This window comes from Sphingobacterium deserti (genome assembly GCF_000757725.1).
Taxonomy (GTDB): domain Bacteria; phylum Bacteroidota; class Bacteroidia; order Sphingobacteriales; family Sphingobacteriaceae; genus Sphingobacterium; species Sphingobacterium deserti.
Window position 1 is genome coordinate 38,609 of record NZ_JJMU01000053.1, and the last position, 12,052, is coordinate 50,660.

Sequence of the window (12,052 nt, forward strand, 5' to 3'; positions counted from 1 at the left end):
CCAGATTAACCACTGGCGGATGCAAAAAATTTCGAACCGAAATTTTTTAATCATTCTCGCATTTGTGGTGGGTGTGATCGGCGGACTCGCGGCGGCACTGCTAAAAGGCATGACGCATTTCATCGCGTCGACGTTACAAAATGATATCGACTGGCACTTTAAATATTCTTTTTACCTGATCCTGCCATTAATAGGTATTCTTTTAAGTGTTATTTACGTACGAAAGTTTTTGAAAGGGAAGCGGTTGGAGCACGGCATAACGCCTATTATCTATTCTATTTCTCGTAAGTCCAGCCGGATTGAGCCCCATAATATCTACTCCCAAATTGTAACCAGCGCGATTACCGTAGGTTTTGGTGGTTCTTGCGGATTAGAAGCTCCTATCGCATACAGTGGTTCGGCTATTGGCTCAAATACCGGTCGGTTTTTTGGTTTACAATACAAAGAAATCACGATGCTGCTGGCCTGTGGCGCTGCCGCAGGAATTTCCGGTGCTTTTAATAGTCCTATCGCTGGGATGATCTTTGCGATAGAAATTCTCCTTCCAGAATTTTCCATACCTGCATTTATTCCGCTTTTGATCTCCGCGGCGTTGGCTTCGGTAGTTTCTAGGTTACTCTATAGCGAACCACTTTTTCATACCGCCAGTACCGAGTGGGAAGTGGAGGCCTTGTTCTTTTACATCCTGCTCGCGGTGCTTGTAGGATTGTATACCGTCTATTTCGCAAAATTAACAGGCGTGGTCAAAAGATGGTTTTCCCGTGTGTCCAACCCTTACAACAAAGTTTGGTTTAGCGGTATCTCATTAGGGCTGATGATCTTTATATTCCCTGCCCTTTATGGCGAGGGCTACCTCACGATCCAACAGATTCTGGACGGGAAATTTGATGCGATCGTGCAGAATAGTCTTTTTGCTGATTACAAAAATATGGCTTGGGTGGTCATTTCCTACACCGTCGTGACCTTGTTTGCCAAATCGTTCGCATCGCTATTTACTTTAAATGGTGGCGGAAATGGGGGAGTATTTGGTCCCAGTTTAGTGATGGGAGGGCTAATCGGTTTTGCATTTGCTTATGGTATGAACCAAACAGGTGTGGTGATGTTGAATGTTCCGAATTTTGTTATGGCGGGCATGGCCGGTGCATTGGCTGGGATTATGCATGCACCTTTGACAGGATTGTTCTTAATCGCAGAAATAACAGGTGGATATACCTTAATGGTGCCGTTGATGCTGGTTACCTCCATATCCTACTTGATCAACAGATCGATGTTGAAGCATTCGATCTATACCAAAGTGCTCGCGGAGTCTGGGGATTTGCTAACATACGAAGATAAAGACCGCACAGTCTTAAGTATGATGAAACTTCGGTATGTTTTAGAAACGAATTTCGTCGTGTTGCGGCCTAGTGAGACACCGAATGATCGAAAGTCTGATATCATACATTCAAAAAGAAATATCTTTCCTATAGTAGATGAAAAAGGTTTATTGCTGGGCATTCTTTATAGCGAACGTTTGTTTTCTATTCTGCTGGGCGAAGAGGATGGGGTAGATAAAAGCTTTGAAAAGTTAGCCCAAAAGCCGAATGACATTATCAAAGAACGAGAGAACATGGATATTGTCATGTCTAAAATGAATAGAGATGACGTTTGGATATTACCAGTCGTGGATGAGGACAATAGGTACTTGGGATTTGTTTCGAAATCCAGTGTATTTAACAAGTATCGTGCATTATTGGTAAGACAAGGGCATTACTTGGAGTAATTGTAGATTTAACACCTACATTTTTCCTATCCTCGAAGAGCCATTATTTTAGCGACGTATTTTCCTACGATATCAAATTCTAAATTTACACTATCACCAACATTCAGATTTTGCAAATTGGTGTTTTCAATGGTGTATGGTATCACAGCAACTGAAAAGCTATTGTCTTTGGAATTTACCACCGTTAAGCTTACGCCGTTTACCGTGATGGATCCCTTTTCTACCGTAATATTTTGTAATGAAAGATCGTACGCAAATGTAAAAAGCCAGCTGCCGTTTTGATCTTCTTTTTGGACACATGTTGCAGTTTGGTCTACATGGCCTTGGACGATATGGCCGTCAAGCCGACCGTTAAGGAGTGTGCAACGTTCCAAATTTATTAAGTCGCCCACTTGTAAAGTGCCCAGGTTAGATTTGGTAAGTGTTTCTTGAATGGCAGTCACCTTATGTATGCCCTCTTCAATCCCCACGACGGTGAGGCAAACACCATTGTGTGAGACGCTTTGGTCGATCTTTAATTCATTGGACAAATGAGAAGATACGTAGTAGTGCAAATTGGATTGTTCTTTTTCGATTTTTTCCAGAATCCCTACAGTTTCAATAATGCCGGTAAACATAGTGTTAAGCTTTTTACAAAGGTAAGCAACCCCGGGGGAAAATTATAAAAAACAATTTGCAAAGTGTGAAAAATACACTACTTTTGATGTATCATAATTTAGGTTTATAATTGGTTATTTAAGGTTTTCATTCTCCCCGTTTGAAAACCTTTTTTTTTTGATAATCAAGTGTTTGAGTAAAAATTGAAAAAATAAATCGTCATCTAAGCAAAAAAGTTTTCGAATTATAATAATTATCCATTACCTTTGTGATAGGTTTAGGTTGATTACCTCCTAACGGAGGTTATATTTTAAAGCCTGGAGAATCGCCCGATTATTCCAGGCTTTTTCTATTTTACCATTTCAAACCCGTAAATTCGTGCAAAGATTCGTTAACTCTTAAATATATTGGATATTGAAGATCAGTTTATTGTGTATCGGAAAAACAGATGATAGTTACATTCAGCAGGCGATAGATACCTATCTCAAACGTCTTACTCATTACATTACGTTTACTATATCTGTGATACCTGATGTCAAGAATGCAAAAAATTTGACTCAGGAGCAGCAAAAGACGAAGGAGGGTGAATTAATTTTGAAACAGATCTCTAATGCCGATTTCGTCATGTTGTTAGACGAAAAAGGCAAAGAGTTTCGGTCTGTTGAATTTTCTCGATTTTTCGAAAAAAAAATGGTTGATTCGGTTAACCATTTAATTTTTGTAATCGGCGGACCCTATGGCTTTTCTACTGAGGTTTACAGCCGGGCTAACCAGCAACTATCATTGTCCAAGATGACGTTCTCACACCAAATGGTTCGCTTATTTTTTGTGGAACAGGTTTACCGAGCCTTTACAATAATGCGAGGTGAACCTTACCATCACGAATAAAAACTTTTATGTAAATTGCTGCGTTCACTCATCATACAATAAACGATTTAGAATAAGGAGGTTGATATGGATATGAATAAATTTAAGCGGGATTATAAGTTTAAAAGCTCCCAATCCTATAGCGATTCGCGGCGGAATAAGACATTAATTATTTCCTGTATCGTCATTATAATTGCTTTGTATTATTTAAGCAAGTATATCTAGGCTGCATAAATGCTTTTATCAAAAAGCGGTTAGACGCGATGCGGCTCTTTAGAAAAATATTCTTGCCACTGTCGGAACGAACCGATTTTTTAAGCGCAGACCGATCGGAATTGCATCCCCCAGTCGTGTATTCGGACGGAAATGCGACCGAACAATTCTAAGCATTTAAAGTACGAAACGTACTGTTCAATATTATGCTTTGCTATTGCCGCAAGCTATATCGTGTAAATCGCTCGGTCTTGAGCTTAGCAACGTTTAACGTTCTGTTATTTCCTTGAAAACATTCCAGGCAGTTTTATCGGTTTTGAAGGTCAATTCTTCGACGCGAAGCTTGTCAAAGGCAACAAAACGGAACACTTCTACCTTATCCAGTTGTTTTTCTTTAGAAAAATCAAATGGATTCACTTTTATGTCGAATTTGATATCGGAGAGGGGGCGCACCTGGTAATATACGGATAGTATTTGGCTTTCGTTAAAGCTAGATTTCTCGTAAAAGTCAGTGGTGTAAATGTGTTTTACTATTTCTATATCTAATGCGCATTCTTCCATAAATTCTCGCTTCAGCGCATCGATTAAGCCTTCGCCATATTCTAAGCCTCCGCCGGGAAATTTAGTAAATGATACATTTTGTGTCTTTTCGTCGCTAATTAGCACTTCGTTGTTTTCATTAACTAAAATGCCGTAAACGCGGACGTTAAATAAATACATTCTTTATTCTATGTTATGTTTATGCCCGTCAGGATCGTTTGAAAGTTTCCCACGGTATATTTTATTACAGCACTACAACGGCTGAAACCCATTCTCAATGGCCATTTCATCCACTCCGAAAAAAGAGTAATGCTTCGGAAGAAACCATTGCAAGGTATTCATGATATTGTCAAAGTCTTTTTGTGTTGCAAATTGTGCAGGAATCATATTAAATACCAGGTCTTGAGAAACATTTTCTTCGTCCGTATAGTTTCGTGCAATCAGCATCACTTTAGGGTTTTTGACCCCTTCATACTGAAGAAACTCGCGAATATTCGCACGTAAGACAGCGGGGAGAATTTCTTCCGCGGGTTGTCCCACTAAAATTTCTTCATCTTGGCCGATACTTAGGTGTTCTTTAGGGTTTCCGAAGATACTCTTGTCCGTATAAAACTCGTTATTCAATTTTAGATTTATTAGATCGCCGTATGAAAATACCCAATCAGGGCGAGAGAGATGCGCGTTGATAGCAACGCCAAATCCCTGTGCTAATATGGCATCCAGTTGATGCTCTAGCACGATCGCTTTAAAGTTTTCACCTGTAGAAACTGTTTCCAATTGAAAATAAGGGAAATTATCATTGCTCATCACAACCTCCGGATTTCCTAATTTTAGGTTAGCACCAGAAATATTGCGCAGAAAATCGGCTCGCCATTGCGCATTGCGCTCTGCAAATGGCGTAGTCATCAAGTTATTGATAATTATTGTCTTTTCCAGATCACCGAATAAGCTTTTAACTTCTGTTTCGCTTTTTTCAATTTTACTCATTCCTCTATATACTTTAAAAAGAGCCTAAAAGTAGTGATTATTGCTGTAAACAAAAATTTCCATATCGATTTTTAAACTGCTGGCGATCCTCCCAAGTGATCAAAATGCTGATAAAGCCTTTATAGCTTGCCGCTTAAAGATTAACATCGGATTGTAGGTTACTGTAAGAAATTAACCTCACATACGCTTATCAACGCTCTCTGTATCCTCTGCGCAGAATTGGGAATAACAGGTATATTTTACTACTTTTGCTAAAACCCTAGGTTTAAATATGTCAAATATTACTACGAACATAAATCGCGATTTCGAAACATCGAAGATTAGTTTCAATGATTTTCGAGAAATCATCCTGAACGACTATCGCCTGGCTGTCGAGAGTAGAGTAGTGAGCCTGCTAGGACGTAAAGAAGTATTAACGGGCAAAGCTAAATTTGGAATATTTGGCGATGGGAAGGAGATTGCACAGATTGCGCTAGCGAAGGTGTTTGAGGAGGGTGATTGGCGATCCGGTTATTATCGTGATCAAACTTTTGCTTTTGCATCAGGCATCTCGAATATTTATCACTTTTTCTCGCAGCTTTATGCGAATCCAGATTTGAATGCCGATATCTCGTCTGGCGGTAGACAGATGAACTGCCATTTTTCCACACAGCTATTGGACGATACAGGAAGTTGGCTCGATCAAACCCAGCAAAAAAACTCTGCCTCAGATATATCCACTACGGGTGGCCAAATGCCGAGGGTGATGGGTTTGGGATTGGCTTCCAAATTGTATCGCGAAAATAGAAACCTTGATTACCTGCGCTATTTTTCTAGACAAGGAAATGAAGTTGTTTTTTGTACTATCGGAAATGCTTCTACATCGGAAGGTGTTTTTTGGGAGACAGTGAATGCAGCTGCTGTCAAACAGATACCTGTAGTTATATCTATTTGGGATGATGGGTATGGAATTTCCGTTCCCAACGAATTGCAGACGGCGAAAGCCGACATATCAGAGGCCTTACGCGGATTCCAACGCCAAGGAGATGGAAACGGTATAGAGATTTTTAAAGTTCGCGGATGGGATTACCCTGCGCTTTGCGAGGTTTATGAACAAGCGGCAAAGATAGCAAGGGAGGAGCATATACCCTGTGTCGTGCATGTGACGGAGATCACACAGCCGCAGGGACATTCGACTTCGGGTTCTCATGAACGGTATAAGTCTGCCGATCGTTTAGCTTGGGAAGGTGACTTCGATTGTAATCTCAAAATGCGTGATTGGTTATTGAAATCAGGCATCGCGAAGGAGGAAGAGCTCCTACAAATAGAAAAAGAGTCCAAAGACCTTGTGCGCAATGAGCAACGTCGCGCCTGGGCAGATTACCATAAAACTATTCAGCAGGATCTAGATGAAGCCATTAAGCTGCTCGCTAGCATTAAAGATGAATCCGTAGAGCTGCCTTTGCGCACGTTAAAATCGCTTGCCGAGCCGTCGTTGAAGGAGGTATACAGCAATGTACGGCGTGCCATTCGCGAACTTCGGTACGTGCAATCTGCGGAAAAGCAACACCTCATTTCTTGGTTTAGCAAACAACAAAGCAAAAATTCAGATAGATATAACGATAAGCTTTTTACTGATACTACAGACTCCCCGTTAAAGGCAGAAGTTGTCGATGCCCTATATGCGGCTGACGCAGCCATGGTTGACGGCCGAGAGGTTTTAAACGCCTGTTTTGATACTAATTTCCAACGGGATGAGCGCATCTTAGCCTTTGGTGAGGACGTCGGAAAAATTGGTGATGTGAATCAGGGGTTTGCGGGCTTACAGGAAAAATATGGTCATTTGCGCGTCTTCGATACCGGCATTCGAGAGTCTGCAATTATCGGCAAGGGGATGGGCTTGGCATTGCGAGGTTTGCGTCCCATCGCGGAGATCCAATACCTTGACTATTTAATATACGCGATGCCCGTTTTGAGTGATGATTTGGCGAGTCTAAGTTACCGAACAAAAGGCACGCAAAAATCGCCCGTCATTATTCGTACGCGCGGCCACCGCTTAGAGGGCATCTGGCACTCTGGATCGCCGATGACTGTATTATTGGGCGGTTTACGTGGCCTACATATTTGTGTGCCCCGCAATATGACGCAGGCTGCGGGCATGTACAATACTTTATTGCGTGCGGACGAACCAGCCGTAGTTGTAGAATGTCTAAACGGGTATCGCTTAAAAGAGAAGATGCCTTTGAATGTGGGCGATTTTACAGTACCCATTGGTGTAGCCGAATTGATCAAAGCAGGAAAAGATATCACCGTGGTATCCTACGGCGCGACCTTACGCGTGGTGCAGGAAGCTGCCATCGAACTGGAAAAGATGGGGATCTCTATCGAGATTATTGATGCACAATGTTTGCAACCCTTTGATCGGACGCAAATTTGCGGCACCTCCTTAGCCAAAACGAATAAACTAATGGTCGTCGATGAAGACATGCCCGGCGGTGCAAGTGCTTTTATATTACAAGAAATCATTGAAAAGCAACAGGGATATTTCGTTTTAGATGGCCAGCCGCGTACGCTATCAGCTAAAGCACATAGGCCACCTTATGGTTCTGACGGTGACTATTTTACTAAGCCTTCGGCAGATGATGTAATAGAGCTCGCATATGAAATGATGAACGAATACAACAATGAGAAATATCCTAAACTATTTTAGTAGCGGATATTTCTCGTTGTATTGTTAGATCGTAAACAAAGAAGCTGCTCCTATAATAGCGGCTTTTTCCGCATACTGGCCTGTATAAATCTCGAATTCTTGGGTTATTTTCAGGTTATAACTACAGATAAGCTCCCAAGCGTTCGCTATGTTACCACCGATAACGAATGTTTTGCTCTCGTGTTTTGTAGAGAAATAGTGAAGGAAATCGTAAAGCGCTGCAGCATACTCCTTCATTAAGTTTTCAAAGGGGACCGTTCCTTGATGTTTCGTTATAATCGCCTTAAAGCCATCTTCCTCTTGTCCGCTTAATTCTGCAAATCTTTTGGTGAGCCAACGAGTGACCAAAAACTCTTCAAATATGCTATCCTTGTAAGGGGCATTCCATAAATCGGCGTCAAACGCCTTTTCGTTATTATTCCATACGGCAGAGCCCAATCCTGTACCCAATGTGATACCCAAGATCCGCTCTTTATGCTGCAAGTTGCCTGCGAAAATTTCCCCTTGTAGGAATGCTGCAGCATCGTTGATAAAGCGAATTTCCTGCGGCATATTCAAGCTATCCAAAATTCCGTTGGATACATTCACCTTGTATAGCGCATCGTACTTGTCTTGGTTTTTCATTAGGGAAATACCGTTTTCGTAATCGAAAGGGCCGGGCATTGCGATTCCAAGTTGTGAAATCGATGCGCTACAGCCTTTTATCGCAGCCGTTATGGATGAACTCCAAGAATGAAAAATCGATTTAGCATCTGATCTTGAATTTACATGGCATCTGGAAATTGTATCTTCCAGAATTTGCCATGTATTTATATCAACGACAGCTGACGTGATATGGGTACCGCCTATATCTGAGGCAACCACGAAATTACTGTTCATTTTTATATGCTTTAAATCTTAAAAAATGATCTGCCAAAACCAATGCTGTCATTGCTTCCACAATAATGACGGCGCGCGGCACCACGCAGGGGTCATGCCTGCCTTTGCCGGATACCGTGGTACTATTGCCCGAGGTATCGATGCTGTCTTGATCACGCATGATCGTCGCTACAGGCTTGAATGCTGTGCGGAAACTGATGTCCATTCCGTTAGAAATGCCACCCTGAATGCCGCCGGAGAAGTTTGTTCGCGTGCGAATCTTATTCTCTTCCTGCACAAAAATATCGTTGTGTTCAGATCCATACATTGCTGAACCTTCGAAGCCAGAACCATATTCGAAACCATGAACAGCGTTGATGCTAAGCATTGCTTTTCCTAGGTCAGCATGTAATTTGTCGAAAACTGGTTCGCCCAGTCCTACAGGTACATTGCGTACCACGGTCGCGATCTTTCCACCAATGGTGTCGCCTGCTTTTCGCACACCATCAATCAGTTCGATCATTTCATTTGCTGTGGCCGGGTCAGCACAGCGTACGATATTAGCTTCGCGGGTCGCTAGCAGGTTTGCTAAATCTGTTGTATCAAGATTGGGTGATTCGAGTTGCCCCACGGCGCAGACATGCGCGAAGATCTCTATACCCATCTGTTTCAGAAATAGTTTTGCGACAGCTCCCGCAGCTACCCGTGCTGCTGTTTCACGGGCGGACGAGCGGCCGCCGCCACGGTAGTCGCGAATGCCATATTTCTGTTGGTATGTATAGTCTGCGTGTGACGGTCTAAAGGTTTCCGCGATGTGGGAATAATCTTTTGATCGTTGGTCCTCGTTGGGAATTATGATGGCGATAGGTGTGCCGGTAGATTTCCCCTCAAACACGCCGGATAGGATCTGTGCCACATCGCTTTCTTTACGTTGCGTGGTAATTTTTGACTGTCCGGGTTTACGTTTGTCTAATTCAGATTGGATAAATTGTTCATCAATTTCAATATTAGGTGGGCATCCGTCTATAATAACTCCGATAGCTTTACCATGTGATTCGCCAAAAGTGGTTATTTTAAACAGATAGCCGAATGAGTTTCCAGCCATAATTCTTTAATATTTGGTAAATATAATAAATCAGCAATAAGTAGAAACGATTATTGCTGATTTAATAATATTATTCGGTAATTTTAAAACCGTGGTTTTGGAGATGTTTCCAAAATTCGGGATACGATTTTTCGACAACTAGTGGCTCATTGATCGCAATTTCATCGAAAACCATAGCAAGTGGAGCGAACGCCATTGCCATACGGTGATCTTCATAGGTGTCAAACGTCACAGACTTATTGAGCTGTACGCCTTCGGTTTTTACATGGTAAGTTTCGTGGTCTGCAACCAAGGTGGCGCCAAATTTTTCAATTTCTGCTTTTAAGGCTGCCAGTCGATCCGTTTCCTTAATTTTCAAGGTTTCGACACCGGTTATCGAGATATCTCTTTTTAACGCTGCCGCCAGAGCGACGATGGTTTGCGCCAAATCAGGACATTCCTTAAAATCAAACAGACCTTTATCCGTTCCTTCTGCTACTTTGGCGATGTGTAAGCCGTCTTCTTGAAACGAACTGGCTACGCCAAAATGAGACATGATATCAACGATTGCGATGTCGCCCTGCAAACTATGAGCTTTTAATCCCGGTAACACAATACTGCCGTTTTCTGATAGCGCGATGATAGCATACCAGTATGATGCAGCGCTCCAATCTGGCTCCACATAAATCGTTGCTGTTTGAAAGGCTTGCGGTTGGACAGTAATCGTGTTGTCCGTCCACTGATGGTTGATTCCCGCTTCCTGAAGCATATTTAGCGTCATGGTCACGTACGGACGAGACGTCAACTCTCCATCAATTTCCAGCGTTAACCCATTTTTTAAGGATGCCGCGATAAGCAGGAGTGAGGATATATATTGGCTGCTCACATCGCCTTTGATACGAACACGATTATCCGTGAACGATTTTCCACCTACAATGCGCAATGGAGGATAGCTCTCCTTATTTTCATAGGCTATATTCGCGCCTAAGGTGTGTAAAGCGTCTACCAAAATTCCTATGGGCCGCTGCTGCATTCTTTCTGTCCCTGTCAGGATAAAGTCTCCTTCGGTAAGATTGAGATATGAGGTAAGAAAACGCATTGCTGTACCGGCAGGACCAATATCTATAGTCGTTTGAGCCGAGGCATGTGCTTCCTTTGCCTGCTCAAGCGCTTTCGCCATAATGATTGTATCTGCTGCTACGGAAAGATTTTCCACGCGTACGGATCCTTTGCTGAGTGCTTGTATTATAAGAGCACGGTTGCTCTCTGACTTGGAGCCAGTGAGTTCAACCGCGCCTTGAATTTTCCTATTGGAGTGGGAGAGTTTAATAGATGATAAACTCATTAGGCCTCCGCTACAGGTTTCGTATTCATCACTTCATTTTGTTTACGAATGGATTCGTTGTGAAGTAGTTCTAAATATTTTGTTGCAAAGTCTTCGCTTAAAGAAAGTGCTTTTGCTAACTGCACACGTTTTTCTACAATTTCGTCCCAACGATTTACTTGTAGAATCGTGACATTATTATCACGTTTGTACTGTCCAATCTTTTCAGCGATCTTCATACGGTCTCCAATTTGCTGCAGAATAGCGTCGTCAAGTTTGTCGATTTGTTTGCGCAACTCGGCTAGCTTGTCTTCAAAGGCAGGGTTGTTAGATTCCGCATGACGTACAGATAGGTTATCTAACAATTCGGCCAAAGCCGCCGGCGTCACTTGTTGTTTTGCATCGGTCCAGGCCACAGAAGGATCGATATGAGATTCAATGATTAACCCTTGAAGGTCCATGTCCATTGCTTTCTGCGCGATGTACGGGATTAATTCACGGTTTCCACAGATGTGGCTAGGATCATTGATAATAGGCAGTTCTGGACATGCTGATTTTAGCTGAATTGCTAAGTCCCACATCGGCTCGTTACGAAAAGCTGTTTTCTCGAATGAAGAGAATCCGCGGTGAATAGCTCCTAGTTTTTTGATTCCTGCGCGGTTTACACGCTCAAGCGCTCCGATCCAAAGTGACAAGTCAGGGTTGACAGGGTTTTTGATGAAAACAGGAATGTCTACACCTACTAAGGCATCCGCTATTTCTTGTACAGTGAAGGGGTTTGCTGTTGAGCGCGCGCCAATCCATAGCACATCAACACCAGCTGCAAGCGCTTCTTCAACGTGTTTTGCTGTCGCGACTTCTGTTGCTGTCAATAAACCTGTTTCTGCCTTTGCACGTTTTAACCACTCAAGCCCCACACTGCCGATACCTTCAAACTCTCCCGGGCGTGTGCGCGGTTTCCAAATTCCCGCGCGAAGCACATTCACTTTACCAGTGTTGGCTAGTAAATGAGCTGTTGACACTAATTGGTCTTCTGTCTCTGCGCTACATGGGCCAGCGATTACTAAAGGCTGATCGCCTGTGTCTAACCATGATTTTAAAGGTAGAATGTCTAATGTATGTTTCATTTTT

Annotated in this window: 10 protein-coding genes; 3 read left to right on the forward strand and 7 right to left on the reverse strand. The window is 42.5% G+C overall.

The window, feature by feature from the left end; all coding sequences use genetic code 11:
• Positions 1 to 19 precede the first annotated feature (19 nt).
• Complete coding sequence (locus DI53_RS13815) at positions 20 to 1,762, forward strand: chloride channel protein (protein WP_241462432.1); 1,743 nt, start codon at positions 20 to 22, stop codon at positions 1,760 to 1,762.
• 26 nt (positions 1,763 to 1,788) lie between these two features.
• On the opposite strand, the gene DI53_RS13820 is transcribed toward DI53_RS13815, so the two are convergent.
• Complete coding sequence (locus DI53_RS13820; RefSeq protein ID WP_037500761.1) at positions 1,789 to 2,379, reverse strand: riboflavin synthase; 591 nt, start codon at positions 2,377 to 2,379, stop codon at positions 1,789 to 1,791.
• A 394-nt stretch (positions 2,380 to 2,773) separates the two neighbouring features.
• Between DI53_RS13820 and rlmH the strand changes: the two genes are divergently transcribed.
• Complete coding sequence (gene rlmH, locus DI53_RS13825) at positions 2,774 to 3,247, forward strand: 23S rRNA (pseudouridine(1915)-N(3))-methyltransferase RlmH (protein ID WP_037500764.1); 474 nt, start codon at positions 2,774 to 2,776, stop codon at positions 3,245 to 3,247.
• A 459-nt stretch (positions 3,248 to 3,706) separates the two neighbouring features.
• Here the strand turns inward: rlmH and DI53_RS13830 are convergent, their stop codons facing one another.
• Complete coding sequence (locus tag DI53_RS13830) at positions 3,707 to 4,159, reverse strand: NUDIX domain-containing protein (RefSeq protein ID WP_037500767.1); 453 nt, start codon at positions 4,157 to 4,159, stop codon at positions 3,707 to 3,709.
• A 72-nt stretch (positions 4,160 to 4,231) separates the two neighbouring features.
• Positions 4,232 to 4,966, reverse strand: coding sequence for a hypothetical protein (locus DI53_RS13835; RefSeq protein WP_037500770.1), 735 nt, complete (start codon positions 4,964 to 4,966; stop codon positions 4,232 to 4,234).
• A 271-nt stretch (positions 4,967 to 5,237) separates the two neighbouring features.
• On the opposite strand from DI53_RS13835, the gene DI53_RS13840 reads away from it, so the two are divergent.
• Complete coding sequence (locus tag DI53_RS13840; protein WP_037500772.1) at positions 5,238 to 7,655, forward strand: alpha-ketoacid dehydrogenase subunit alpha/beta; 2,418 nt, start codon at positions 5,238 to 5,240, stop codon at positions 7,653 to 7,655.
• A 24-nt stretch (positions 7,656 to 7,679) separates the two neighbouring features.
• On the opposite strand, the gene DI53_RS13845 is transcribed toward DI53_RS13840, so the two are convergent.
• The 4 genes from DI53_RS13845 to DI53_RS13860 all read right to left on the reverse strand — a co-directional run bounded on the left by DI53_RS13845 (position 7,680) and on the right by DI53_RS13860 (position 12,048).
• Complete coding sequence (locus tag DI53_RS13845; RefSeq protein ID WP_241462433.1) at positions 7,680 to 8,534, reverse strand: ROK family protein; 855 nt, start codon at positions 8,532 to 8,534, stop codon at positions 7,680 to 7,682.
• Positions 8,524 to 9,618, reverse strand: coding sequence for a chorismate synthase (gene aroC / locus DI53_RS13850; protein ID WP_037500777.1), 1,095 nt, complete (start codon positions 9,616 to 9,618; stop codon positions 8,524 to 8,526). Before aroC ends, DI53_RS13845 begins: the two co-directional genes overlap by 11 nt.
• A 70-nt stretch (positions 9,619 to 9,688) precedes the next feature.
• Positions 9,689 to 10,942: a 3-phosphoshikimate 1-carboxyvinyltransferase gene (gene aroA / locus DI53_RS13855; protein WP_037500780.1), complete on the reverse strand. Its 1,254-nt coding sequence runs from the start codon at positions 10,940 to 10,942 to the stop codon at positions 9,689 to 9,691.
• Entirely contained in the window at positions 10,942 to 12,048 is a 1,107-nt protein-coding gene (locus DI53_RS13860) for a chorismate mutase (RefSeq protein WP_037500783.1), read from the reverse strand. The genes aroA and DI53_RS13860 overlap by 1 nt, the downstream gene beginning before the upstream one ends.
• Between the last annotated feature and the right edge of the window lie 4 nt (positions 12,049 to 12,052).